The 24,779-nt window shown below is 32.0% G+C and carries 24 protein-coding genes; 14 read left to right on the top strand and 10 right to left on the bottom strand.

Annotation, left to right across the window (positions count from 1 at the left end; all coding sequences use genetic code 11):
* Positions 1-91 precede the first annotated feature (91 nt).
* From ACNG5D_RS02620 to ACNG5D_RS02655, 8 genes are all read left to right on the top strand, one after another.
* The gene (locus ACNG5D_RS02620; RefSeq protein WP_418181941.1) at positions 92-934 is read left to right on the top strand and encodes a pseudouridine synthase; all 843 of its coding nucleotides are present in this window, start codon (positions 92-94) and stop codon (positions 932-934) included.
* 588 nt (positions 935-1,522) lie between these two features.
* Complete coding sequence (locus ACNG5D_RS02625; protein WP_418181942.1) at positions 1,523-2,974, top strand: type III PLP-dependent enzyme domain-containing protein; 1,452 nt, start codon at positions 1,523-1,525, stop codon at positions 2,972-2,974.
* Between the two features lie 5 nt (positions 2,975-2,979).
* Positions 2,980-3,918, top strand: a complete 939-nt coding sequence (speB, locus tag ACNG5D_RS02630; RefSeq protein ID WP_418181943.1) for an agmatinase — start codon at positions 2,980-2,982, stop codon at positions 3,916-3,918.
* Positions 3,905-4,882, top strand: coding sequence for a deoxyhypusine synthase family protein (locus ACNG5D_RS02635; RefSeq protein WP_418181944.1), 978 nt, complete (start codon positions 3,905-3,907; stop codon positions 4,880-4,882). The genes speB and ACNG5D_RS02635 overlap by 14 nt, the downstream gene beginning before the upstream one ends.
* Before the next feature lie 30 nt (positions 4,883-4,912).
* Positions 4,913-5,236 carry a hypothetical protein gene (locus ACNG5D_RS02640; protein ID WP_418181945.1) on the top strand — a complete coding sequence of 108 codons (324 nt, stop codon included), beginning with the start codon at positions 4,913-4,915 and terminating at the stop codon, positions 5,234-5,236.
* Between the two features lie 12 nt (positions 5,237-5,248).
* Positions 5,249-5,470 (top strand): hypothetical protein, encoded by a 222-nt coding sequence (locus tag ACNG5D_RS02645; protein ID WP_418181946.1) that lies wholly within the window; start codon positions 5,249-5,251, stop codon positions 5,468-5,470.
* A gap of 22 nt (positions 5,471-5,492) precedes the next feature.
* Positions 5,493-6,278 carry an RMD1 family protein gene (locus tag ACNG5D_RS02650; protein WP_418181947.1) on the top strand — a complete coding sequence of 262 codons (786 nt, stop codon included), beginning with the start codon at positions 5,493-5,495 and terminating at the stop codon, positions 6,276-6,278.
* A 135-nt stretch (positions 6,279-6,413) separates the two neighbouring features.
* Positions 6,414-6,794, top strand: coding sequence for a hypothetical protein (locus ACNG5D_RS02655; RefSeq protein ID WP_418181948.1), 381 nt, complete (start codon positions 6,414-6,416; stop codon positions 6,792-6,794).
* Positions 6,795-6,816: 22 nt separating this feature from the next.
* Here ACNG5D_RS02655 and ACNG5D_RS02660 read toward each other — a convergent pair whose 3' ends face one another.
* The 7 genes from ACNG5D_RS02660 to ACNG5D_RS02690 form a co-directional block, all read right to left on the bottom strand.
* On the bottom strand, positions 6,817-8,217 hold the full coding sequence (locus ACNG5D_RS02660; protein WP_418181949.1) for an MptA/MptB family glycosyltransferase: 1,401 nt from the start codon (positions 8,215-8,217) through the stop codon (positions 6,817-6,819).
* Positions 8,218-8,358: 141 nt separating this feature from the next.
* Positions 8,359-9,849, bottom strand: coding sequence for a cellulose synthase family protein (locus tag ACNG5D_RS02665; RefSeq protein WP_418181950.1), 1,491 nt, complete (start codon positions 9,847-9,849; stop codon positions 8,359-8,361).
* The gene (locus ACNG5D_RS02670; RefSeq protein ID WP_418181951.1) at positions 9,849-10,538 is read right to left on the bottom strand and encodes a glycosyltransferase family 2 protein; all 690 of its coding nucleotides are present in this window, start codon (positions 10,536-10,538) and stop codon (positions 9,849-9,851) included. Before ACNG5D_RS02670 ends, ACNG5D_RS02665 begins: the two co-directional genes overlap by 1 nt.
* The gene (locus tag ACNG5D_RS02675; protein ID WP_418181952.1) at positions 10,535-10,711 is read right to left on the bottom strand and encodes a hypothetical protein; all 177 of its coding nucleotides are present in this window, start codon (positions 10,709-10,711) and stop codon (positions 10,535-10,537) included. Before ACNG5D_RS02675 ends, ACNG5D_RS02670 begins: the two co-directional genes overlap by 4 nt.
* 94 nt (positions 10,712-10,805) lie before the next feature.
* Positions 10,806-11,012: a hypothetical protein gene (locus ACNG5D_RS02680; RefSeq protein WP_418181953.1), complete on the bottom strand. Its 207-nt coding sequence runs from the start codon at positions 11,010-11,012 to the stop codon at positions 10,806-10,808.
* On the bottom strand, positions 11,009-12,601 hold the full coding sequence (locus ACNG5D_RS02685; RefSeq protein WP_418181954.1) for a 4Fe-4S binding protein: 1,593 nt from the start codon (positions 12,599-12,601) through the stop codon (positions 11,009-11,011). The genes ACNG5D_RS02680 and ACNG5D_RS02685 overlap by 4 nt, the downstream gene beginning before the upstream one ends.
* Positions 12,602-12,603: 2 nt before the next feature.
* Entirely contained in the window at positions 12,604-13,908 is a 1,305-nt protein-coding gene (locus ACNG5D_RS02690; protein WP_418181955.1) for an NAD(P)/FAD-dependent oxidoreductase, read from the bottom strand.
* Between the two features lie 205 nt (positions 13,909-14,113).
* Between ACNG5D_RS02690 and ACNG5D_RS02695 the strand changes: the two genes are divergently transcribed.
* From ACNG5D_RS02695 to ACNG5D_RS02715, 5 genes are read left to right on the top strand one after another with little or no spacing between them, the layout of a single operon-like run.
* Positions 14,114-14,827, top strand: a complete 714-nt coding sequence (locus ACNG5D_RS02695) for a DUF547 domain-containing protein (protein ID WP_418181956.1) — start codon at positions 14,114-14,116, stop codon at positions 14,825-14,827.
* A 22-nt stretch (positions 14,828-14,849) separates the two neighbouring features.
* Positions 14,850-15,716 (top strand): transporter, encoded by an 867-nt coding sequence (locus ACNG5D_RS02700; protein WP_418181957.1) that lies wholly within the window; start codon positions 14,850-14,852, stop codon positions 15,714-15,716.
* Positions 15,717-15,752: 36 nt separating this feature from the next.
* Complete coding sequence (locus ACNG5D_RS02705) at positions 15,753-16,766, top strand: glycoside hydrolase family 113 (protein WP_418181958.1); 1,014 nt, start codon at positions 15,753-15,755, stop codon at positions 16,764-16,766.
* Positions 16,759-17,499: a hypothetical protein gene (locus ACNG5D_RS02710; RefSeq protein WP_418181959.1), complete on the top strand. Its 741-nt coding sequence runs from the start codon at positions 16,759-16,761 to the stop codon at positions 17,497-17,499. The genes ACNG5D_RS02705 and ACNG5D_RS02710 overlap by 8 nt, the downstream gene beginning before the upstream one ends.
* The gene (locus ACNG5D_RS02715) at positions 17,499-18,758 is read left to right on the top strand and encodes a POTRA domain-containing protein (protein ID WP_418181960.1); all 1,260 of its coding nucleotides are present in this window, start codon (positions 17,499-17,501) and stop codon (positions 18,756-18,758) included. The genes ACNG5D_RS02710 and ACNG5D_RS02715 overlap by 1 nt, the downstream gene beginning before the upstream one ends.
* A gap of 68 nt (positions 18,759-18,826) precedes the next feature.
* On the opposite strand, the gene ACNG5D_RS02720 is transcribed toward ACNG5D_RS02715, so the two are convergent.
* Positions 18,827-22,279, bottom strand: coding sequence for a pyruvate carboxylase (locus tag ACNG5D_RS02720; protein WP_418181961.1), 3,453 nt, complete (start codon positions 22,277-22,279; stop codon positions 18,827-18,829).
* Between the two features lie 171 nt (positions 22,280-22,450).
* Here ACNG5D_RS02720 and ACNG5D_RS02725 point away from each other — a divergent pair, with 171 nt between their 5' ends.
* Complete coding sequence (locus ACNG5D_RS02725) at positions 22,451-23,179, top strand: metallophosphoesterase family protein (protein WP_418181962.1); 729 nt, start codon at positions 22,451-22,453, stop codon at positions 23,177-23,179.
* 3 nt (positions 23,180-23,182) lie between these two features.
* On the opposite strand, the gene ACNG5D_RS02730 is transcribed toward ACNG5D_RS02725, so the two are convergent.
* Both ACNG5D_RS02730 and ACNG5D_RS02735 read right to left on the bottom strand, forming a co-directional pair.
* Positions 23,183-23,962 carry a TIGR04283 family arsenosugar biosynthesis glycosyltransferase gene (locus tag ACNG5D_RS02730; protein ID WP_418181963.1) on the bottom strand — a complete coding sequence of 260 codons (780 nt, stop codon included), beginning with the start codon at positions 23,960-23,962 and terminating at the stop codon, positions 23,183-23,185.
* The gene (locus ACNG5D_RS02735) at positions 23,955-24,770 is read right to left on the bottom strand and encodes a DUF547 domain-containing protein (protein WP_418181964.1); all 816 of its coding nucleotides are present in this window, start codon (positions 24,768-24,770) and stop codon (positions 23,955-23,957) included. The genes ACNG5D_RS02730 and ACNG5D_RS02735 overlap by 8 nt, the downstream gene beginning before the upstream one ends.
* Positions 24,771-24,779 lie beyond the last annotated feature (9 nt).

Genomic DNA, 24,779 nt, shown 5'->3' on the forward strand with positions numbered 1-24,779 from the left:
TTCAATCCCTAACGCACAGGAAATCAAAATCATTAATTAAAATTTGTTAATCGTAAATTATTAGATATATCTTTGCATCAAATAAAAAGTTATGAATAAAAATCAAGGTAGTAAAGGAAAAGGAAAACCATCTGGGCGTGGTAGAGGAAACACACGTTCTACAAGTTATGCAAGAGGAAATGCACCTATAAAAAAAAATAACCCAACACCTAAAAAAGCAGGAAACCCAAACGAAATAAGGTTAAATAAATATATAGCAAACTCTGGTATTTGTTCGCGCCGTGAGGCCGACGAGCATATAGCCATTGGTTTAGTAACTGTAAACGGTAAAGTAATTACCGAAATGGGATATAAAGTAAAATTAACCGACGAGGTAAAATACGACGGTTCGCGTATAAGCCCAGAGAAAAAGGCCTACGTTTTACTTAATAAACCAAAAGGATTTGCTACCACAACAAGCGAAGGAAAAGGTAGAACAGTAATGGATTTAGTAGCCAACGCTACAGACTCTAGAATAAAACCAATAGGGCGTTTAGGACGAAACTCTAAAGGGCTTTTATTGTTTACAAACGACGATGCTGTAGTAAAGAAATTTACCAACTCTAAAAATGGAGTAGCACGTTTATTTCATATCGAATTAGATAAAAACTTAAAGTTAGAAGATTTAAAAAAAATTAAAACCGGCTTTAAGGTAGAGGGCAAACTTATAGAGGTAGAAGAAATTAGTTATATAGAAGGCGCATCGAAAAAAGAAATAGGTTTAAAAATTAAAAATACAGGAAACACAATTATCCGTACTATTTTCGAACATTTTAAATACGATATTTTAAGTTTAGACTGTGTTGCTATAGGACATTTAACTAAAAAAGATATTCCGCGTGGGCATTGGAAACATTTAACAGAGCAAGAGTTAAATACGTTAAAAATGCTATAATATTTGCATAGTATAAATTAAAAAAAACCTGTTAAGCCCATTGGATTAACAGGTTTTTTTATTTTTAAATAATAAGATGTATGTTGGTGCTTAATTGCAATAATTGCTTGAAAACGTACTGCCTGCGTTAGGGATAGTAACGGATAGCCCACAGCCCGACGTAGGAGGTGCGAGGACTTGTAGTGTATAGCCCGACCCTTGTGGTAACGCCCTAAAAATTAGAGGCTAAGAGGCATGAGAAAAATATGAAAAAAAATATAAAAAATGTTTGGTGTATCGAAAAATAAATTACATTTGCGCACTTTTTTAAGCGAAATAACTTAAAAATTAGCTGAACATTTTGAAATCTGTTTCTATGTTCGGGCTTTTGAAAATTAGGAAGTCATATTCAAAAGCAGCTTACAGATTAAGCAACCGAATTTTAAAGCTAACTTCCGTTTCTCCAATACATGCTATACAGCATGAATATGCTTTTGTGCCAACCACAGAAAAGGAATTTCGTATTTGATAGTGTTAATTTTTTATTGGCTTAACGTGTAGTTAATACACCAATTACATCTTTAACTTTTATTAAATTTTACATTTACATTGAATACAAAATATATTGATTTAATTAATCAAACTTACGAGTTCCCTCAAGAGGAATTTAAAGTTAACAAAGGGCAATTGCATTTTCATGATATCGATTTAATGCAATTAACAAAACAATACGGAGCACCGCTTAAATTTACGTATTTGCCTCAAATATCAAACAATATTAATAAGGCAAAAACATGGTTTGCAAATGCTATAGAGAAACATAACTATAAGGGTAATTATAACTATTGCTATTGTACTAAAAGTAGCCACTTTAAACATGTTTTAAATGAAGCTTTAAAGAACGATATTCATATAGAAACATCGTCTGCTTTTGATATTGATATTGTTGAAAGTTTAAAGGCAGAAGGCAAAATTACAGACAATACATTTGTTATTAGTAACGGGTTTAAACGTGCGCAATATGTTACCAACATTGCAAGGTTAATAAATAATGGCCATAAAAATGCCATTCCTATTATTGATAATTACGAAGAAATAGAATTGCTATCAAACGAGATAAACGGTAAATTTAATGTAGGTATTAGAATAGCATCTGAAGAAGAACCTAAGTTTGAGTTTTACACCTCGCGTTTAGGTATTGGCTACAAAAACATAGTACCGTTTTATAAAAACCAAATAGCTAATAATAAAAAAGTAGAACTTAAAATGTTACACTTTTTTATTAATACAGGTATTAGAGATAATGCTTATTATTGGAACGAACTATTAAAATGCTTAAAGGTTTATACCAGTTTAAAAAAGATTTGCCCAACTTTAAATAGTTTAAATATAGGAGGAGGTTTTCCTATTAAAAACTCATTGGCTTTCGAGTTTGATTATGAGTATATGATAGACGAAATTATAAACCAAATACAGTTAACGTGCAAAGAAGAAGGTGTAGACGTACCAAATATTTTTACAGAATTTGGTAGCTTTACTGTAGGCGAAAGCGGCGGAGCTATTTACGAGGTATTGTACCAAAAGCAACAAAACGATCGAGAAAAATGGAACATGATAAACTCGTCGTTCATTACCACGTTACCAGACACATGGGCTATTAACAAACGTTTTATTATGTTAGCAGTTAACCGTTGGCAAGATAGTTACGAGCGCGTATTGTTAGGAGGTTTAACCTGCGATAGCGACGATTATTATAATAGCGAACAACATATGAATGCTATTTATTTACCAAAGTATAATAAAGAAAAGCCTTTGTATATCGGTTTTTTTAATACTGGTGCTTACCAAGAAACTATTGGTGGTTTTGGCGGTTTACAACACTGTTTAATTCCGTCTCCAAAGCATATTTTAATTAATAAAGATGCCGAGGGGAATATAACCACAGCATTATTTAGCGAACAACAAAAAAGTGAAGATTTACTTAAAATATTAGGTTATAATAAACCTCAAGATTGCAAAGTAAATACCGATACTTTACCGTTAACCCAATCTCTTTCGTAATAAAAATGAAAAATACATACGCTGGAATTCCAGAAGAATTAGCAAAATTAGAACAAGCAAAAATAGTTTTAATACCTGTGCCTTATGATGGTACGAGTACGTGGCAAAAAGGAGCAGATAAAGGACCAAAAGCTTTTTTAGAAGCCTCAGAAAATATGGAGCTTTACGATATTGAAACCGATACAGAAGTATACAAACAAGGTGTGTTTTTGGCCGATGCCGTTACAGAAAACGAGTCGCCAGAAATTATGGTCGATGCCGTTCATAGAACAACAAAAAAATATATAAAGAAAAATAAATTTGTAACCATTTTTGGTGGTGAGCACTCGGTGTCTATAGGAACTATTCGTGCCTTTAACGATATGTATCCAAATTTAACGGTATTACATATAGATGCACATGCAGATTTAAGACAATCATACGAAGGCTCTACATGCAACCATGCTTGTGCAGTTTATGAGGCAAGCCAAAATACAAACTTAATTCAGGTAGGTATTCGTTCTATGGATATTATTGAAAAAACGGTAATGGATAAGGAGAAAACATACTTTGCACACGATATGGCGGTTGATGATGCTTGGATGGATTCGGCCATAGATCAAATGACAGACCATGTTTTTATAACATTCGATTTGGATGCCTTCGACCCTTCCATTATGCCAAGCACAGGCACACCAGAACCAGGCGGTTTATTATGGTACGAAACCCTAGAGTTTTTAAAACAGGTTTTTCAAGAAAAAAATGTAGTAGGTTTTGATATTGTTGAGCTTTGCCCAAATAAAAAAGAAAAATCGTCAGATTTTTTAGCAGCAAAACTATACTATAAAATGCTAAGCTATAAGTTTGTTAACGATAATGCAGAAGATGTTTATGATAACAAATACGAAAACAACACAAAACAAAAAACAAATACCTTAAAATTTACAGAAGATGACAACTACTAAAGGGCCTATATCTCAATTTATAGAAACGCATTATTTGCATTTCAACGCAGCAGCATTGGTTGATGCAGCAAAAGGTTATGAAGCACAGTTGCAATCTGGAGCTAAAATGTTAGTATCGCTTGCAGGTGCTATGAGTACTGCAGAATTAGGAAAAAGTTTTGCCGAAATGATTCGTCAAGACAAGGTGCATATTATTTCTTGTACAGGCGCTAATTTAGAAGAAGATATCATGAATTTAGTAGCACATTCGCATTACAAACGCGTACCTAACTATCGCGATTTAACACCACAAGAAGAATGGGATTTGTTAGAAAAAGGATTAAATCGTGTAACCGATACATGTATTCCAGAGCATGAGGCCTTCCGTCGTTTACAAGAGCATATTTACAAAATTTGGAAAGATGCCGAAGCAAAAGGCGAACGTTACTTACCACACGAATATATGTATAAAATGTTGCTGTCTGGTGTTTTAGAGCAATATTACGAAATCGATTTAAAAGACTCTTGGATGTATGCAGCCGCAGAAAAAAACTTGCCAATTGTATGCCCAGGTTGGGAAGATAGTACCATGGGAAATATTTTTGCAAGCTATGTTTTAAAAGGCGAATTAAAAGCAAACACCATGAAATCAGGTATTGAATACATGACCTTTCTAGCAGATTGGTATACCAATAACTCATCAAAAGGTATTGGCTTTTTTCAAATTGGAGGAGGTATTGCAGGCGATTTTCCAATATGTGTTGTGCCTATGCTATACCAAGATATGGAACGTACAGACACACCATTTTGGAGCTATTTTTGTCAAATTAGCGACTCTACAACAAGTTATGGTTCGTATTCTGGTGCTGTACCAAACGAGAAAATAACTTGGGGGAAATTAGATATTAATACTCCAAAGTTTATTGTAGAAAGTGATGCAACTATTGTTGCGCCTTTAATTTTTGCTTATCTTTTAGGTCAATAAAAACAGCCAATCTATCTAATTTTAACAAGTATGAAAAAAAGAAATGATAACTTAAAACGGGTTATAGTCGATTTTAAAAAACTAACCCCCGAGATTTTAGCATTATTAGTAGAACGTTATCCTGATGGATACGATGATGATGATATTGTGGTATTTAAAAACCAACATAACGAAATTATTGAAGCTGTAGAAGTGGTTACACAAGACACTAAATATTTAGTGAAAGTGAGTACTAAATTATCATTAACAATGGAAAATTATGATGAAGATGATTATGAAGATTTTGCTAACGACGATCCAGAAGCTGTACAAGATCCAAGTATAGCTGATGAAGATACAGAAGACAACGATTAAAAAAATAGTATTATGAGAACAGCCGCTTTTAAATCTTACAAAAACGGTTATTACAATTTTTGGTTTGAAAATGGTGAAGAACTTGCCTTTGAAGAAGTTCATCCACGCGTTTTAAAACAATACGATTTAAAAAACGACAAAAGCTTAATTGATAAGGATTTCAAAATTACCTTCATAGAAGATGGCGATGATGATAACCCTATTTATAGAGTAGAAAGTTTAAAACCACTTTAAAGCAAGATTTTTATAACATAACATGTACACCGTAGTTGCTTACCAAGTAGCTAGTGCTATCAATATAAAAACTAGTAAACAACAATTGCCGTGGCAGTTGTTGTTTCAAGATAGCGACGAACTTTATTATAAAAGTTCAGATCAAAAATTCATCTATATATTTCAATACGGAATGGTGAGTTTTTTTAACATGGCAGATGCTGAGATTAAAACTGTATTAGATAAAATAAAACCATTTTGTTCTAATTATTTTTCAGAAAAACTCTCAGAATCTGTCGAGGTTATTATTAAACCAAATACTTTAAAAGTACAGTTTGATAGTGTTGTATTACCAACTGTAGACCAAGAAATGGTTCGTCTTGTAATGCTTAACACATCGCAATCTGTAGCATTAAATAGGTATTCTGAAATTACAGAAGAACTGTTAATAGAAACCAATAAACACACTTTGTTTCTTGAAGAAAAAGGTAAATTAGATATTTCTGGCAATAAGTTAAAGCGTTTTATAGGAAAGGTTTTAAACATTAAAAACAAAATTTCTGAGAATTTATACATTTTTGATTCGCCCGAAATTACTTGGGAAAAAGAACAGCTTAATAAGTTAAATCAAGATTTAAAGCGCTCGTTCGATTTGAAAGACCGCTACAGAATAATTCATGATAGAGTAGAAATTATTAAAGAAAATTTAGAACTCTTTAAAGACATCATGGATCATAAGGAAAGTAGCCGATTAGAATGGATAATTATTATTTTAATTGTAATAGAAGTTATCGATTTATTTATTGCAAAAATGACTAACTTAATCTAAATAATATAAAAATACGTATATTAATATATTGAATACCAGTAGTTTCTAGGCGATGCTGCTTAAAGTGATTCGGGCTTTTGGTAAAATGGATTTCCGAAAAAAATAAATTAGTTTAAACTTAAAATTTTTAAAAAAATGAACACAAAAAAAATTATAGTGCTAAGTGGCCTAATGTTGGTTTTTTTATCACTTTCTAGCTTTAAATCTCTGTCAGGTTTTAATGCAAATTTAATTACAAAAAACGCTCAAGAAGGCTTAATTGTTTATGGTGTTTACGATGGTAAGGAGGATTATGGTTATAATTTTATAACTAAAGATAGAGATGGCGAAGAGCAAACATTAACTTTTCAGGTTGTTAAGGATGATGTGTTAGTAACATTTAATTTAAATGAAGATACTTTAATTGGTACTAAATTTAAAATTACATTTAATCGCGATTTAAAATTATCGAAAGATGAAGATGGAATGGATGATGAAGATGAAATAAACACCATTATAAAATTAGAAAAAGTATAAGCGTAATCGTGTAAATTTAAAATTAGGCTTCCAAGTATTTGGGAGCCTTTTTTATAAAAACTTCCCAAATAAACACCCCATACACAACCGTATACTCTAAGGCAATTATTAGTAGGTTTTCAGACTTATCGGCTTTGTTTAAGTTAATGTAAGCCAAATAGCTTAATATTATCATGAAGCTCCATACTAACGGAAATTTATATTTAGTAAACACAGATAGTATTAAAAGCGTTGCAACATACCAAGGGTGTACCGTAGTTGCTGTAAAATAATAAAATGATAAAACAAGTAACATGGCAGTAAAAAGCTGTATAATGTCTTTGTTTTTTCTAAAAAAGGTAATGCCTAAAACAAAACTAATAACAAGAATAGGAATTGCTTTTCCTATAATGGCAATTTCGTTGTAACCTCTAAATAAATAACCAATTTCTCTAGCTAAATAGTACAAACTGCCATTAAACTCGAAATTTTGAAACCATAATGCCACGGTTTTTGAATAGTTAGTTATAAATTCTGAAGTGTAAAACGGAGCGAAAAGTAAAAGTGTGGTTAAAATAACTATTGAATAAAAGGTTAGCAACCGTATTAGCTTTTGCACAGTTGAAATTTTGTTATTTGTATTGTTGTTAGGTTTTATAAACCATTGAAAAAATAACGGTAAAAAAATTAAAGGTATTAGCTTAACAGATATAGATAAAGCTAATGCTATAGCAGCAAGAAGCCATTTACCATTATAGAGTAAATATAAGCTCCATATTAAAAAGAAAATAAGAACCCCTTCAAAATGTAAATTGCCCGTTAATTCTATAATAATAAACGGATTTAAAATATACCAGAATATGTTATAGGTTGGAAGTTTTAGTTGTTTTAAAAGTTTTTTTCCAAAATATAGTGTTCCAAAATCGGCTAAAATAATTAACAGTCGCATGACTATTACAGAACCTAATATGCTTTTGCTAGCAAATACTGCTGCCATAGTAAAACAAAGTTGGTTTAGTGGCGGGTAATTGGTAAAGTGGCTGGCGTTTAAATGACCCATACCTGCACGAAGTTTTAAGGCTTGATTTACAGGATAAATATCTTGGCTAATAAAAGATTCTACGGTGTGTAAGTACGGATTTATACCTTCTAGAATTAGGCGGCCATCCCAAATAAAACGGTAAAAGTCTTGCGACAAGTTTGGTATGGCTAAAATAAATATAGCCCTAAATACAAAGGCTAAATAGGTTAAGGCTTTGGTGTTATGTTTTAAGTGTTTAATAATGTTATAAAACAAAACAAACAACCCCACATATAGCGTAATTAGTTTAATGTAATCTGTACGTACTAAGTTATAGGCAAAAACCCAATAAAAAAGCATACTAGATATTGCTATTAGCAATGGTAGTTTGTTTAGTTTTAAAAACGTTGGGTTTAAAAGCATGTGTAAATATAACTTTAATGTTGTAAATTATGCTTAGTACTTTGCGTTAGGGATTGCAATGAAAAGCCCACAGCCCGACAAAGGAGGTGCGAGGACTTGTAGTGTAAAGCCCGACCCTTGTGGTAACGCCCAAAAAACATTTTATACTTTTGAAGCTATCGATTTAAAAAATACATAGCCAAAACCAATAAAAAGCATAAGGTGAAATGGGAATAAACCAAAATCGCCCCCTTGATTACCAACAATAAAAGCGCTATACATACCAAAACCGAAATAGAGCATAAGAAGCCCTTCGAAAACGACATTTATTGAAATGTTGCGCTTTATGTATTTGTTATTTTTCCAGTTGTCTTTATATTTACTAATGTTAAATTTTGGTGTTCTTACAAATTCTGATTTTTTACCTAAATGCCCCTCTAGAACGGCTATAGAATTATGTAATGAAAACCCCATGGCTATTGAGAAAAACACAAAAAACATGCCTATATAGCGTATAAAGTTTTTAAAGCCACCGCCGTACACATTTTTATACATAAACCAATAGCATATAAAAAATATAATGGTGCTCATTACGAAAAAACTCATAACATAAAAATATGGGCGTAAATGTGCATATTCGTTTTTTATATACAGCATGGGTATGCTTAATATACCTACTATTAACACGTTTAAAAACATGGTGCTATTAAGTAGGTGAAGTAAACCGTGTATTTTAGTTTTTACAGATATATTTTTATTTTTTATTACACGCTTAAGCATTTTACGAAAGTTTTCTGCACCGCCTTTGTTCCACCTAAATTGTTGAGAACGGGCTGCACTTATTACTATTGGTAACTCTGCTGGTGTTTCTACATGTTCTAAATATTTAAATTTCCAGTTTTTAAGCTGTGCACGGTAGCTTAGGTCTAAATCTTCGGTAAGGGTGTCGCCTTCCCAATTGCCAGCATCTATAATACATGCTTTGCGCCATAAACCTGCTGTGCCGTTAAAATTTATAAAATGCCCTTTACTGTTTCGGCCAACTTGCTCTAAAGTAAAATGTGCATCGAGTGCAAAGGCTTGAATTCTGGTAAGTATAGAGTAGTTTCTGTTTATATGCCCCCAACGGGTTTGCACAACTCCAACGGTTTGATCTTTAAAATAAGGAACGGTGCGTTTTAACCAATCTTTTGTAGGAAGAAAATCTGAATCGAAAATAGCAATAATATCGCCTTTTGCTATTTCTAGACCTTCTTTTAGTGCGCCGGCTTTAAAGCCTTTGCGATCTGTTCTGGTTATGTGTTTTATATCTAGACCTGTAGCTTGTAGTTTTTGTATGTGTTTAAGTGTGCTTTCTACAGTTTCGTCTGTAGAATCATCTAAAACTTGAATTTCTAGTTTATTTTTAGGATAGTCTATTTGGGCAATATTATCGAGTAAACGCTCCATAACATACATTTCGTTAAATACTGGAAGTTGTATGGTAATGTATGGAATTTCGTTTGGGTTAGATAAATCGAATTTAGGGCAGTTATCTTTATTTTTTTTTGAGGAAAGATAATTAAATAATAAGTTAAGTTGTGCTAATGCATACATAAATATTAGCAAAAGCGATATGGTGTAAATTAATATAATTGTAGTTTCTAAAATCATTATTTAAAACTGTATTTAAAAATCCAACCTAAGATTTTTATGCCTGCAAATATAGCACCTTTTACTGTACCTGAAACTTTTGATGTTCCTATTCTATTTCGGTAATTTACAGGTACTTCGGTATATGTGAGTTTTTGTTTAATGGCTTTAAGTTGCATTTCTACGGTCCAGCCATAAGTTTTGTCTTCCATATTAAGCTCAAGTAGCTTATTGTATTTTATTGCACGAAAGGGACCAAGGTCTGTAAATTTGGCATTAAAAAATAATTTCATTAAGTTGGTGGCTAGCCAATTTCCAAAAATTTGTGGCATCGTCATAGAGCCTTTTTCGCGTAGTTTTTTTGTGCGAGCACCAATTACAAAATCTATATTTTTATTAATTATTGGGTCTGTAATTTTGGTTAATTCTTGAGGGTAATCGCTATAATCGCCGTCAAGAAATACAATTATATCTGGTTTTTGATTTTGGTTGGCTACATACTGCATGCCTTTTAAACAAGCGTAACCATAACCTTTATTAGGCTCTGTTAAAACAGTTGCTCCTGCATTTTTTGCGTTAACTTCTGTATGGTCTGTAGAGTTGTTACTAACTACAATAACCTCGTTAACAATTTTTGGAATATCGTTAATAACATGAGCAATAGATTCTGCTTCGTTATATGCTGGAATGATGACTTTTATTTTTGTCATTTAAGGTCGCTAAGTTTATTTTCCTTTTTAAAAGATGTAAAGGTAGTCCATTCTTTTATTTTTTTACCTGCTTTGTATTTTGATGCCGAAACTAATTTTTCATTTTTATATAAAAGACAATATCCATTTTTTTTATTGTCTTTTAACTGGCATTTATGCTGTACTTTTTGCATTGAGTCGTAAAATAACCACCAATTGTTTTTTTCCCCTTTTTTATAGTGCCCTTCTTTTTCAAGGTTTCCATTTTTTGTGTAAAATGTCCAGTATTTAGTTTCTTTGTCTTCTAAAAAATGGCCTTGCTTTTTTTAATTTGCCATTTTTGTAATAGAATTTCCAGAATTTAATTTTTTTATTGTTTTCTATCCAGCCTTCAGATTGAATAATACCATTTTCATAATAGTTTCTTGTATATTTTTTTTCCGCGAAAGCGTTAATTGTTAAAAATATTATAATGATGTTTAAGATGCGTATCATGACTTTTTATTTACAAAGTCCATTAAATTAACATCGTTGCCTAATAGTATTTCGGTAGGGTTGATGCGTCCTTTCATGCTATCGTTTTCTAATTTTAAAACCCCTCTAGGGCAAACGGCCGAACAGATACCACAGCCTACGCAACTTGAGCGTACAATATTTTCTCCTTTTTGGGCATAGTGGCGCACATCAATACCCATTTCGCAACTGTTAGAGCAGTTACCACAGGAAATGCATTGGCCGCCGTTGGTTGTAATTCTGAATTTTGAAAATAATCGCTGCTGAAACCCTAGTATAGCAGCCATAGGGCAGCCAAAACGACACCATGAACGATTGCCTAGTATAGGATAAAAACCTGTGCCAATTACACCAGAAAATATAGAACCAATATATAGGCCGTAGGCAGAACGTAAAGTGCTAGATTTTATATAAAAAACATAATCTGTAGTTCCTGTAAAATGCATGATAAGTAGTAAGGCTATAGTAACAAAAAAGCCAATGGCACCAAACTTTGCATCTTTGCCAAGTTCTGTGCTTTTAAATAGCATTACAGTTGTGAAAACAACGGATAAGAAACCTATAACTAACCATATGAACAAATCTCTTGTAAGCCAAAAATTGTTTTTACTGTATCCTAAATATGTGTAAACCATTGCAGTTGTCATAACTACAGAGAATACTAAAACAATATGTATTAACCAGCGTTCTAGTTTCCAAGCCGACATTTTTTTAGATGATAATTGTCTAAAAGAATCGCCAGCAGTTTCAGCTAAACCTCCACAGCCACAAACCCATGAGCAGTACCAGCGTTTACCATATTTATAGGTTAATATAGGAGAGATTACAAAAATGCTAATAATACCAAAGAGTAATAAAATTAAACCAATATTACCGTTAGAGAGGAAGCCTTTTACAGACCATTCGTCGAAAATATAATAGTTTAGTGGCCAGATAGATTTTAAGTCGTAGTACGGCAAATCGTTATTCATTACATACATAAACTCTGGAATTAAAAATGCAAAACCTAATTGAAAAAACATTACAGAAATTGTGCGTATTTGTTGGTAACGGTTGTGCCTGTATTTTAGCATGAATTTATAACCAAAAGCTAAAATGGCAACCGTGTAAAGCGTGCCGTATACAAACCATTGGCTTGCTGGCCTGCCGCTTAATAATTGACTTAAAGGATTGAAAAGGCTTATTAGGCCTGTGTTTTCTGCGCCATTTGTTCCTAAGCCTAAATATTTTGGAAAAAAGTAAAGAACAATGTAAAAAGTTGTTAGTATTACTCCTACTATCCAGCCCCAAACACCTCTTGATGAAATAGATTTAAACCATACACCATCGTTTTTTATACCTTCTAATTTGGTTAAATATGCTTCTCTGGAATATATTATGATTCCTAGAGTTATAAAGCCTAAAGCTAGTGTTAAAAATAGCCCTTGGTTAGGGAAATTAGTGTTAAATAGAGCGAGAGTTAAAATAAATAGCCCAATAATACCTATGGCTAGAGCTATTTTTTGTTTGTTTGAAATATCTGTAGCGTCGGGTTTTGCTAAAGACATACTGTGGTTTATTTTATTACTCATGGTTATGCTATTTGTAATTGTTTGTTGTAAGCTGTTAATATTTCAGCTTCGTAATGCTTATAAAATTCTGGGTCGAAATTTGCCTCGGCAAGGTGATTTAAAACATAATCTACATTGCGTTTTTCGGTAAGCCATTTGTTAAATGTTTCATGGCGCATTCTAATTCCAAAAGTGTTTATTCCTAAAAAAGCTTTAGTGGTTTTGTGGTAAGCTACTGTAATACATTTAGTATCGTCTTGATGTTTCCAATGGAAATGTTTTTCGTATTCTGGGCGCCCACGTTCACTAAAAACCCAACCGTATGTTTGGTATTCTATGTCTAAAAATTTAGCCGAGTTAAACCAATGGCCTGGGTTATATTTTATTCTGTTACCGCAAATGGTTTGGGCTAATGTTTCGCCCATCATACGGCCAGTATACCAAACAGCCTCAATAGGTCTGCGCCCGTTTATACCTTCATGTTGTTCTGCACAATCACCAATGGCATATACATCGGGTATATTGGTTTCTAAGTAACGGTTTACTTTTACACCTTTTTCGGTTTCAATTTCAGAGTTTTTTATAAAATCTATATTGGGCGTTACACCTGCTGTTAATCCTACTACATTACAAGCTATTTCTTCGCCTGTTTCTGCAATAATTACGGATTTTACATTTCCGTTTTCATCTGCTTTAATTTCTTTTAAATTGGAGCTTAAGCGTAAATCTATATGATGGTTTTTTATATGCCTATTTATCATTTCGCTTTCACCATTTGGTAAAACGCCATTCCAAAAACTATCTTCTCTAACTAAAAAAGTAACCGGAATGTTTCTTGAGTTTAGCATTTCTGCAAGTTCTATTCCTATTAATCCGCCGCCAACAATAACTGCTCGTTTGCACACTTTATTGTTAGGAGCGTATTTTTCAAGGTTATCTAAATCTTGCTTATGATACATGCCCATTACGCCTTTTAAATCTTGACCAGGCCAACCAAATTTATTGGGTTTGCTACCTGTGGCAATAATAAGTTTGTCGTATTTTAAAGTGTCGTCTTCAGAAAAATAAAGCGTTTTTGTATTTGTATCTATGTTTTTAACAAATGCTTTTTTTAGTTCTATTCTATTTTTTTTCCAAAACCAATTTTCGTAGGGTTGTGTATGTTCAAATTTCATGTGCCCCATATAGATGTACATAAGGGCAGTACGAGAAAAAAAGTATTCGGTTTCAGCAGATATAATAGTTATTCTTTTGTCAGATAATTTTCTAATATGCCTTGCTGCGGTTACTCCAGAAATTCCATTTCCTATAATAACAATGTGCTCCATTTTTTTGGTGATTATTTGGTTTTAGGTCGTAGCTAAAGATAAGAACTTAAAAACGAGCGTTAATTTAGAATAAGTTTAAATTGCTTGATTGCTGTAAGGTTTACTGGGCTAAATAGACGTTAATTTTTTTTTAAATTCTTGTAATTACCTAAACTTTTGTTCGACCTAATGGCAGTAGTTTTACAAGTTAAATAAAATAAAAGTTATGAAAAAACATATAATAATACTGTTTGTAGTTTTAGTTTCTGTTGAAAGTTTTTCGCAAAATTTAAACAAATTTTTTACCCAAGCTGATGCTTTTTTTAAGGCCAATGTGAACAACGGTAAAGTGGCATATTCTAGAATTCATACTAATAAAAACGAGCTTCATAGTGTTTTAAAATTAGCAGAAGGGATTACGGTTTTAAAAAGCGATACTCAAAATTATCAAGCCTTTTGGATTAACGCTTATAATCTTTCGGTAATTAAAGGAATTATTGATAATTACCCAACAAAATCTCCACTAGATGTTAATGGTTTTTTTGATAAAACAACTTATAGTTTAGCAGGAAAAAACATAACATTAAACGATATAGAACATAAGTTGTTAAGAGGTAATTTTAAAGATGCCCGTTTTCATTTTGTATTAGTTTGTGGCGCTATTGGTTGTCCGCCATTAATTAGTCAGGCTTATTTACCTAATACATTAAATACGCAACTAGACACTCAAACTAAATTAGCTTTAAATGGTTCTTTTTTAAAGGTAAATACAAAGAAAAAACGTGTGCAAGCATCGCAAATAATGGAGTGGTATAAAGACGATTTTACGATGGATGGCTCAAGTGAAATAGATTTTATAAATAAATACAGAACAGAACAATTAGATAGTAAATACAAATTAAGTTACTTTCCTTATAACTGGAATGTAAATAAACAATAACTAAAAAATAATTATCCAAACTATGAAAAAAGTAATAGCAATTTTAGCCTTTGTATCCATTGCATTTAATGGGTTTTCTCAAGAAGAAGAGAATACGCAAAAAAGTAATATTCAAACCTATACACCATCAAAACTTTTAAAGAAAGGACAATGGGATATTAAATGGTTTAATAATTTATATACCGAAACAAAAGGCATTTCAAATGGCGTGAAAAGTGATAAAGCCCGCGAAACCTATTTCACATCTAGCTTCGATATTTTTACTGGAATTTCAGATAATAGTAAGCTTAATATTGGTATTCTTTTCGATATCAGATCAAACGTTATTGGAGATAGAAATGCTTTAGATGTCTTTTCTTTTGATGGCGAAACAGGAACAGCAAGATCTGGTTTCACATCAATAGCCCCAGTAATTAAGTTTAATCCATTAAAAAATGTAAGTAATTTTACGGTGCAATCTGCATTTCATATTCCGTTAATTAGTGAAGAATCTGATGCAAGTGGTGTATTTCTAGATCAAACAGCTTACACATTTCAAAACAGATTTTTTTACGATTATACTTTACCAAGTGGTAATTGGCAACTATTTACAGAGTTAAATACAGAATACAATTTTGGCGACGACCAAAGTTTTGCAAATAATAGTTTTGTTTTATCTCCTGGCGTGTTTATGAGTTATTTTCCTAGTGATAAATCGACTATTTTAGGATTTGTACAACATTTTCAAAGAATGGGAGATTTTAAACAAGATTTCTCTGCCTTAGGGTTTGGTGGTAAATATCAATTGTCAAAAACATTAAATATAGAGGCTTTATACAGTAAATTTGTTAGAGGCGAAAACACAGGTTTAGGACAATCATTTAACTTAGGTTTAAGGGCATTATTTTAATCAATTAGTATTAAATTAGAAGTTTAAAGCTATGTTATGCAAAATATTAAACTTCTAATTCTATTAATAATTTTAATAAATACTCAGTCGTGTAAAACTCAAATCAATAAAATTAACGGGGTAAGTTTTGTGGCTTCAAGAGATGCAGTAAATAATACCCATGTTAAACCTGTAGTAAGTGTAAATGCAAATTATGCAGCCATTATGCCTTTTGGCTTTATTAAAAACTTAAAGCATCCAGAAATTATTCATAACACCAATAAACAATGGTTTGGCGAAACTAGGGCAGGGGCAAAACAATATATAAAAGCTTTACAAAGGCAGCATATAAAAGTGATGGTAAAACCACAGATTTGGGTGTGGCGAGGCGAATTTACGGGTTTAATAGAAATGAATAATGAAGTAGATTGGAAAACTTTAGAAACTTCATATTCAAATTTTATTATTGAATATGCAGAATTAGCTCAAGAAGTAAATGCCGAAATATTTTGTATTGGTACAGAATTAGAAAAATTTGTTGAAAACCGACCGCAATATTGGCAAGACTTAATAAAAAAAATAAAAACAAAATATAAAGGTAAACTAACATATGCAGCAAATTGGGACGAGTTTAAACGCACACCGTTTTGGAGTCATTTAGATTTTATAGGAATAGATGCCTATTTTCCAGTAAGCCAAAGCAAAACCCCAACAGTAAACGAATGTTTAGAAGGTTGGAAGCCGCATAAACAACAAGTGTATAAAATATATAAAAAATATAATAAGCCTATTTTATTTACCGAGTATGGCTACAGAAGTGTAGATTATTCTGGTAAAGCACCTTGGGTAAGCGATATAAGTATGAATCAAGTAAATTTAAAAGCCCAAGTAAATACAACGCAAGCTTTGTTTGAAACGTTTTGGGCAGAAAATTGGTTTGCAGGAGGTTTTATCTGGAAATGGTTTCATAACCATGAGCAGTCTGGCGGAACAAAAAACACACAATTTACACCACAAAATAAGCCTGTAGAAACATTAATACGAAACCATTATAAGTTAACTTATGAATAAAATTTATTACCTACTTTTCTTTTTAACCATTATATCTTGCTATTCTGATGATAATGTTGAAATTTTTTTTGATGAAGAAGCTAAACTGTCTGAATTATTAAAAAACGAAACCTATATAAAAGATGCTGTTATAGCATGTGCGGCAAGTAATAAGGAAAATAATAATATAGTAAATGTTTATTTTTATCCGGAAAATGGGGCAACCAATTTTAGATTGTATGAATCTAATTTGAATATAGGAAACGGAACAGATTTTTCGCATTACATTTTTAATACAGCACCAGCCAAACCTTTTTTTAATGGTGCTTTACAGGTTTTTGAAACCTTTTCTAATGCTACATTTTTTGTGGTTGTTTATAATGTAGGTAACACTATTAAAATAGCTACTCCTATAAAAAACAAAAAAAATCCGCAGCCTACACTATGGACAAACCATCTAGAAATTAACCAAACACAATCAATAATGCCTATATTTACTTGGGATATTAATTCTGAAGAAAATAATGCTATATTTTTTGAAGTGTTAGCTACCCAAAATTTAGATTTATTATCCGGAACTTATACAAACGAAAATAAGTTTCAGTATTATAATTTAGATAATGTTGTATTGAATATTACCCAAGGAACACCTCCTAATTTAGTTAAAGGAAACAACTATGTTTTTACTGTTATGGATGTTAGTTTAGATAATTGGGTAAACGAGGTAATCATGACAACTTTTGTTGCCGAATAATGAAACACATTTTAATTTTTATTTTATTAATGCATAGTTTTTGTGGTTTTTCTCAAAGCCATACAGTTGCCAATTTAAAAATTAAAGGAAATAAAAAATTAAAAACTTCATTTGTAAAAAGTATTTCTAAAATACAAAAAGGTAGCGTTCTAGATAGTCTAATTATAGAGCAAGATATACAGCGTTTAAAACGATTACCATCGGTTTCTCATGCTTATTATCAAGTTTTTCTTTCTGCTAATAACCAGTATAATGTTTTTTATAATATAGAAGAAAATTTTACCTTAATACCTTCGGCAAATTTTTATACAACTAATAACGATGAGTTTGCTTATCGTTTAGGTTTATACGAGTTTAATACCTTAGGACGAAGTATTATTTTTGGAGGTTTTTATCAAAAGGATAACTACAGTTCTTATGCTATAAATTTTAGAGCGCCTTATTTGTTTTCTAATGCATTTGGTTTAGCCATTAATCATCAAGACTTAACAACTTTAGAACCTGTTTTTTTTGATAACACAACGTCTAATTATAAATACAATAACAAATCGTTAGAAATTCTAGGATTGTATGAGTTTAATTTTGAAAATAGGATAGAGCTTGGTGTTAATTATTTTACTGAAGATTACCAGTATAAATTTGGTGCTACAAACATAAATGTGCCTCAAGAGCTAACCGTAGAGAAATGGCTATTAAAAGGGGTGTATGAATATAACAAGCTAGATTATTTTTATCAATATATTTCTGGTTTTAGAAACCAATTTGTGTTTCAATATGTGACCTCTACAAACGATATGTTACCAGACTTTTTTATAAGCTGGAACGATTTCTTTTTATTTAAACGTATAGGAAAAAAAGGAAATTGGGCCAATAGGTTGCGTTTAGGACTTTCTGCTAATGATGAAACACCGTTTGCGCCTTTTTCTGTAGATAATAATTTAAACGTGCGTGGCGTTGGAAATACCATTGATAGAGGTACAGGCGTAATAGTTTTAAATACAGAATATAGGTATACGCTTATTGAAAAAGGGTGGTTTGTTTTGCAAAGTAATGCATTTATTGATGCAGGCTCATGGAGAAACCCTGGAGGAGATTTTGGCGATTTTAGTACAGATGAAAATATAAAAATATACCCAGGTTTAGGGTTGCGCTTTATTCATAAAAAAATATATAATGCTATTTTTAGAGTTGATTATGGGTATGGTATAAGTAAAAATGCAAGTAAGGGATTTGTGTTTGGTATAGGGCAATATTTTTAAAGTCTGCTAAATACAAAAGGATATTTGCCTTTAACAGACTTTTTTTTCTAATTAAATTTTAATCATTTTTATTCTAGAACTATAACCAAATCATCAGAGTTTACCATAAACCCTGTTTTTAAAACAATTTTCTTAACAGTAGCATCGTGCGTTGCTGTTATGGTAGTTTCCATCTTCATAGCTTCAATTATAAATAAGGGTTGGTTTTTTACTACTTTTTCGCCTCGTTTTACTAAAATTGTAGATAACATACCCTGTAATGGTGCTCCAATTTGGTTGGTGTCGCTTTTATCTATTTTTACATTTTCTACCTTGTCAATTTTAATAGATGTATCTTTAATTTCAACACTTCTACCTTGTCCGTTTACTTTAAAATAAACAGTTACCATACCATTTTCGTTAGCTTTTCCTATAGAATCTAAGGTGATAAGGAGTGTTTTTCCTTTGTCTAATTCTACAATAATTTCTTCACCTATTTCCATGCCGTAAAAGAAGTTTTTTGTTGGCAAGTTCATGAGGTTGTCATATTTTAAATGCTTGTTGTAAGCATCTGTAAATACTTTTGGGTAAAGTTGGTATGATAAAAAGTCTGTAAAATCTATAGTTCTACTTAAATCGTGTTCAAATATTTTTTTAAATGCTTTGTATTCTGCTTCAATATCTAAAGGAGGAATATGAGCATTTGGCCTATCTGTGTAAGGTGTTTGGTCTTTTAAAATAAGTTTTTGTAAAGCCTTAGGGAAACCTCCTACGGGTTGCCCTAAATCGCCTTTAAAAAAGTCGACTACAGATTGTGGGAAAGATATGCTGTCTCCACGTTCTTTAACATCTTCAATAGTTAAGTTGTTGCTTACAAGATATTGTGCCATGTCGCCTACAACTTTAGAGCTTGGTGTTACCTTAACAATGTTGCCAAAAAGGTTGTTTACATCGCCATACATTTTAGTAATTTCATGAAAACGATCTTCTAAGCCCAAACCTCGTGCTTGTGGTTTAAGGTTAGAATATTGTCCGCCAGGAATTTCATGTTTAAACACTTCGCCAGAGCCAGATTTTAATCCAGACTCAAAAGGGTAGTAAAATTCTCGAACAGCCTCCCAATAGTTAGAATATTCATTTAAAGAGTTAATATTAATAGAGCTTGCTCTATCTTGAAATTTCATCATTTCAACAACCGAATTAAAGTTAGGTTGCGAGGTTAAACCAGATAATCCTCCAAGAGCAACATCAATAACATCAACTCCAGCTTCAATAGCTTTTATGTAAGTGGCCGACTGAATGGATGAGGTATCGTGCGTGTGCAAATGAATAGGAATTTTTAGCTCGGTTTTTAAAGCCGAAATAAGCTCGTAAGCGGCATAAGGTTTTAGCAACCCAGCCATATCTTTTACGCCAAGAATGTGTGCGCCAGCATTTTCTATTTCTTTTGCAAGATTTATGTAATATTTTAAGTTGTATTTGGTGTTTTCTGGATTTAAAATATCATTGGTATAGCAAATAGAACCTTCGGCTAAGCCGTTTGTTCGAGTTCTAACATGCTCTATGCATGGTCCTAGTGATTGCATCCAGTTTAGAGAATCAAAAATTCTAAAAACATCTACGCCATTTTCCCAAGATTTTTCAACAAATTCGCCTATTAAATTATCAGAATAAGCTTTGTAACCTACACCGTTAGAGCCGCGAATAAGCATTTGCAAAAGTAGGTTAGGCATGGCTTTTCGTAATAATTTTAGCCTTTCCCAAGGGTTTTCTTGAAGGAAACGCAGGCAAACATCAAATGTAGCACCGCCCCAAACTTCCATACTAAAAATGTCTGGATGGTTTTTTGCATAGCCTTCGGCAACTTTTAGCATATCGTAAGTACGCATTCTTGTAGCAAGTAAACTCTGGTGTGCATCGCGCATGGTGGTATCTGTAAAATGAACTTTTTTTTCATTTAATAACCATTGCGAGAATTTTTCGGGGCCTAGTTTTGTTAGTAAATCTTTTGTGCCTTCTGGGTAATTGGCATTTGCATCAAATTTTGGAACTTTGGGTTTTACAAATGTTTTTGTAGGGTCTATTTTTTTTACATCTGGATTGCCGTTTACTATGGTGTCTCCTAAATAGGTAATTAGCTTTGTGGCTCTGTTTCTTGGTGCTTTAAAAACAAATAAATCGGGGTTAGATTTTATAAAGTTTACGGTTACTTTACCTTGCCTAAAGGTTGGGTGTTGTAAAATATTATCTAGAAAAGGCATGTTTGTTTTTACGCCTCTAATTCTAAATTCGGCTAAAGCTCGTCGTATTTTTCTGCTGGCACCATCAAGTGTTCTGCTATTTGCAGTAACTTTTACCAACATAGAATCGAAAAAAGGCGATATTTTTGCACCTTGGTATATGCTTCCAGCATCTAAACGAATACCAAATCCAGAAGCGCTACGGTATGCCGAAACGGTGCCATAATCTGGTTTAAAATCGTTTTGAGGGTCTTCGGTAGTAATACGACATTGTAATGCATAACCATTTATTTTTACAGATTCTTGGCTAGGTATTTTTATTTGCTCGTCGGCAAGTTTGTAACCGCCAGCAATAAATATTTGTGTTTTTATTAAATCTATATTTGTAATAACTTCTGTAACGGTATGTTCTACTTGTACTCTTGGGTTAACTTCAATGAAATAAATAGAATTGTCGTCGTCTACTAAAAACTCTACGGTTCCAATGTTGTTATAGTTTACCGCTTTGCATATTTTAATGGCATAGTTATATAAATCTTGTTTGGTTTCGGCTTTTAAACCGTAGGAAGGAGCAAATTCAATTACTTTTTGGTAGCGTCGTTGTACCGAGCAATCTCTTTCAAACAGGTGTACCATATTGCCATGGCTGTCTGCAACTATTTGTATTTCTATATGTTTAGGGTTTTCTACAAATTTTTCTAAAAAAACAGTATCATCACCAAAAGCATTTAAGGCTTCACGTTTACTTTCGTTAAAGGCACTTTTTAGTTCTTCTTCTTTTCTAATAACACGCATGCCGCGTCCGCCACCACCAGAAGCAGCTTTTAGCATAATAGGATATCCAATTTTATTGGCTTCAGATATGGCAATTTTAATGTCTTTTAACGGGTTTTCATTGCTTCTAATAATTGGTATGTTATTATTAACGGCTACTTGTTTAGCTGTAATTTTGTCTCCTAAAGATTTTAAAACAGATACTTTAGGCCCTATAAAAATAATACCATTGTCCTCGCAGGCTTGAGCAAAATTAGCATTTTCAGATAAAAACCCATACCCAGGATGAATGGCATCTGCCCCGTTTTTAACGGCTACTTTTATAATTTCATCAATATTTAAGTAAGGTTTTAAAGGGTCGTTGTCTTCTCCAATTTGGTATGACTCGTCCGATTTGTATCTGTGTAAAGAGTAGCGGTCTTCATAGGTGTAAATACCTATGGTTTTTACATTAATTTCTGTGCAGGCTCTAAAAATTCTAATAGCAATTTCTCCTCTGTTGGCAACAAGTACTTTTTTAATTTTCAATGTAATAATAGTTTAGATGGCTAAATAAATTCGACTAAATATAATTAAAGTCTTTATATATAATGGTATACTATACATGAAATCTGCCAAACATTTATATTTAATCTAAAATTAATGTTGGTATAATTTACTTTTAAAGGAAACAATTAGTTTTGTTAAAAATAAATTAATATGCGTGTATTAGCAATAGGAGATATTCATGGCGGATTAAAAGCTTTAATCCAGGTTTTAAACAAGGCCGAGATAAAGGACGAAGATACTTTAATTTTTGTAGGCGATTACGTTGATGGCTGGAGTGAGTCGGCTCAAGTTATACAGTTTTTAATTGAACTTTCGCAAAAGGTAAAGTGTGTTTTTGTAAAAGGTAATCATGATGCTTGGTGCGAGACATGGCTTAAAAGTGGCGAGGTAAACCCAACTTGGTATATTCATGGAGGCAAAGAAACGATGGAGAGTTATCAAGGAGTTTCAGTAGAAGATAAAAAGCAACATTTACAATGGTTTGAAAATATGCCATTGTATTATTTAGATGAAAATAACCGATTATTTCTTCATGCTGGTTTTACATCAATGCATGGTGTAGATAAAGAAGTTTTTAAAACTACTTTTTATTTTGATAGAACGCTGTGGGAAATGGCTTTAACTCTAGATAAAAGTATTAAAAAAGAGGCCCTTATTTATCCTAATAGATTAAAGCATTATAAGGAGATTTTTATAGGGCACACGCCAACAACAAATTTTAATTGCGATGTGCCAATGCAAGCTGCTAATGTTTGGAATATTGATACTGGCGCAGCTTTTAAAGGAAAAATATCGGTTGTTAATGTAGATACAAAAGTGTTTTTTCAAAGTGATAATTTACCAGACTTATATCCTAATGAAAAAGGGAGGAATAAGTAAACTTTAGCTAAGTTTATTTTGGTAGTATTTGTAAAGTTGGTTTGCATTTGCGCCCAGCCATTTTTTTATATAAATAGACCAATACACATATTGAAGTTTCCAAACGCCATGTTTATGGTACATTCTAGCCGAAGTTTTTAAAGTTTTATTAATAACAACAAATTGTTTTCTGGCATATAATTCGTTTATTAAAATATTATCTTCATAAACGATGTAGTTTTCGTTAAAGCCGCCAATATTATCGAATAGCCATTTGGTTATAAATTGGCTTTGGTCTCCGCCACGACAGGCTCTCCAGTTAAATTGTGTAAACCATCCAGAAAGTTTTAGCCACCAATGTTTACTGTTAAATTGCATTTTAAAACAACCAGCAAGGTTATTTTTTTTAATCTCGGTTAAAATTAATTCATCAAAATTTTTAGGCGGAAAAGAATCGGCATGTAAAAAATATAAAACATTACCTTTTGCGTGTTTAGCGCCGAAATTCATTTGTTTAGCGCGTCCTTTTTTAGAATTTAAAAGCTGTATTGAAATTTTAGGTGCTTTGTTTTTTGTGCTTAAGTTTAATGAATTGCTAATGTAATTATAGGCTTTTATTTTTGTGGTATTGGTAAAATTAAAAAAATGGTTAGCTATGTTTTTGGTTTGGTCTGTGCTTCCGCCATCAACAACTAAAATTTCTAATATGTTTTTAGAAGAAGCATTGGCAAGTACATGTTCTAATAGTTTGCCTATGTAAGCTTCTTCGTTTAAAGTTGGTATAATAATGGATATTTTATTCATTTAACACCCAATTATAATCTTTAAAACTTTTTTTCGCTTTCGCTGAAATTTTAACGGGCGCATATTGGTTTAAGAAGTTAATTAAGCTGCCATTTTGTTTGAAATCTTTTGAAAACCATTGAAATATTTTTGAAAGTTTTATACGGTTGGTAGAAATTTCGTTTCTATTAGTATCGTTTAAAAAATTTTTGGTAGCATAAGTTAATTGATTATTTATAATTTCAGCTTTATATGCTTTATTTAGTAGTTTCGGACAAGAAAATGATGCGCAAACAATAGCGAAATGAATTCTAGGTTCGTCCATTTTTCTTAAAATTGTATGTTCAATTTCGTTTAAATTATGTGGTATGCCTATGGTTTTCCATAATTTTTTATCCCAAGGTTTTTCTATGTCTTTTATGCTTTGTATGGGGTAATGCTTTAAAATTAAGTCTATCGTCATAGCATTGTAGGCATTTATCCAAAAGGCTAATTTTTTTTCTTTTGAAATGGTTTTAAAATGCTTTTTTTTATAAAAAACACCTAAACTAAAAATGTAATCAAGTAATTTTTTGTGTTCTGTTTTAAATGATTTGTAGTTTACAATACCGTTTTTTGTTACGTGCTGCTTTAAAAGTTCGTCCCATAATTGGTGGAGTTCAGGTTGTTTTGTAGTTGTTTGGTTTTCTGTTAATACTTTTGTTTTAATCGTATCTTTTTTTGTTGTAACAACTCTTTGCGATTGTTTTGTTTGTTTAATATATGCTGGCTTTGCACTATAGCAAGATGAAATAAAAAGAAGAATAAATAGTAATAACGAGTATCTCATTTTGTATGG

The sequence above is a fragment of the Algibacter ulvanivorans genome (assembly GCF_048381495.1).
Lineage (GTDB): Bacteria > Bacteroidota > Bacteroidia > Flavobacteriales > Flavobacteriaceae > Algibacter_B > Algibacter_B ulvanivorans.

What these genes read in the sequence shown, in the direction of transcription:
- ACNG5D_RS02695 (WP_418181956.1), top strand. Translation starts at nt 14,114, where the DNA reads ATGAAAAAACATATAATAATACTGTTTGTAGTTTTAGTTTCTGTTGAA.
- speB (WP_418181943.1), top strand. Translation starts at nt 2,980, where the DNA reads ATGAAAAATACATACGCTGGAATTCCAGAAGAATTAGCAAAATTAGAA.
- ACNG5D_RS02620 (WP_418181941.1), top strand. Translation starts at nt 92, where the DNA reads ATGAATAAAAATCAAGGTAGTAAAGGAAAAGGAAAACCATCTGGGCGT.
- ACNG5D_RS02640 (WP_418181945.1), top strand. Translation starts at nt 4,913, where the DNA reads ATGAAAAAAAGAAATGATAACTTAAAACGGGTTATAGTCGATTTTAAA.
- ACNG5D_RS02670 (WP_418181951.1), bottom strand. Translation starts at nt 10,538, where the DNA reads ATGACAAAAATAAAAGTCATCATTCCAGCATATAACGAAGCAGAATCT.
- ACNG5D_RS02655 (WP_418181948.1), top strand. Translation starts at nt 6,414, where the DNA reads ATGAACACAAAAAAAATTATAGTGCTAAGTGGCCTAATGTTGGTTTTT.
- ACNG5D_RS02700 (WP_418181957.1), top strand. Translation starts at nt 14,850, where the DNA reads ATGAAAAAAGTAATAGCAATTTTAGCCTTTGTATCCATTGCATTTAAT.
- ACNG5D_RS02635 (WP_418181944.1), top strand. Translation starts at nt 3,905, where the DNA reads ATGACAACTACTAAAGGGCCTATATCTCAATTTATAGAAACGCATTAT.
- ACNG5D_RS02705 (WP_418181958.1), top strand. Translation starts at nt 15,753, where the DNA reads ATGCAAAATATTAAACTTCTAATTCTATTAATAATTTTAATAAATACT.
- ACNG5D_RS02650 (WP_418181947.1), top strand. Translation starts at nt 5,493, where the DNA reads ATGTACACCGTAGTTGCTTACCAAGTAGCTAGTGCTATCAATATAAAA.
- ACNG5D_RS02725 (WP_418181962.1), top strand. Translation starts at nt 22,451, where the DNA reads ATGCGTGTATTAGCAATAGGAGATATTCATGGCGGATTAAAAGCTTTA.
- ACNG5D_RS02735 (WP_418181964.1), bottom strand. Translation starts at nt 24,770, where the DNA reads ATGAGATACTCGTTATTACTATTTATTCTTCTTTTTATTTCATCTTGC.
- ACNG5D_RS02675 (WP_418181952.1), bottom strand. Translation starts at nt 10,711, where the DNA reads ATGCAAAAAGTACAGCATAAATGCCAGTTAAAAGACAATAAAAAAAAT.
- ACNG5D_RS02690 (WP_418181955.1), bottom strand. Translation starts at nt 13,908, where the DNA reads ATGGAGCACATTGTTATTATAGGAAATGGAATTTCTGGAGTAACCGCA.
- ACNG5D_RS02715 (WP_418181960.1), top strand. Translation starts at nt 17,499, where the DNA reads ATGAAACACATTTTAATTTTTATTTTATTAATGCATAGTTTTTGTGGT.
- ACNG5D_RS02660 (WP_418181949.1), bottom strand. Translation starts at nt 8,217, where the DNA reads ATGCTTTTAAACCCAACGTTTTTAAAACTAAACAAACTACCATTGCTA.
- ACNG5D_RS02680 (WP_418181953.1), bottom strand. Translation starts at nt 11,012, where the DNA reads ATGATACGCATCTTAAACATCATTATAATATTTTTAACAATTAACGCT.
- ACNG5D_RS02645 (WP_418181946.1), top strand. Translation starts at nt 5,249, where the DNA reads ATGAGAACAGCCGCTTTTAAATCTTACAAAAACGGTTATTACAATTTT.
- ACNG5D_RS02730 (WP_418181963.1), bottom strand. Translation starts at nt 23,962, where the DNA reads ATGAATAAAATATCCATTATTATACCAACTTTAAACGAAGAAGCTTAC.
- ACNG5D_RS02685 (WP_418181954.1), bottom strand. Translation starts at nt 12,601, where the DNA reads ATGAGTAATAAAATAAACCACAGTATGTCTTTAGCAAAACCCGACGCT.
- ACNG5D_RS02665 (WP_418181950.1), bottom strand. Translation starts at nt 9,849, where the DNA reads ATGATTTTAGAAACTACAATTATATTAATTTACACCATATCGCTTTTG.
- ACNG5D_RS02710 (WP_418181959.1), top strand. Translation starts at nt 16,759, where the DNA reads ATGAATAAAATTTATTACCTACTTTTCTTTTTAACCATTATATCTTGC.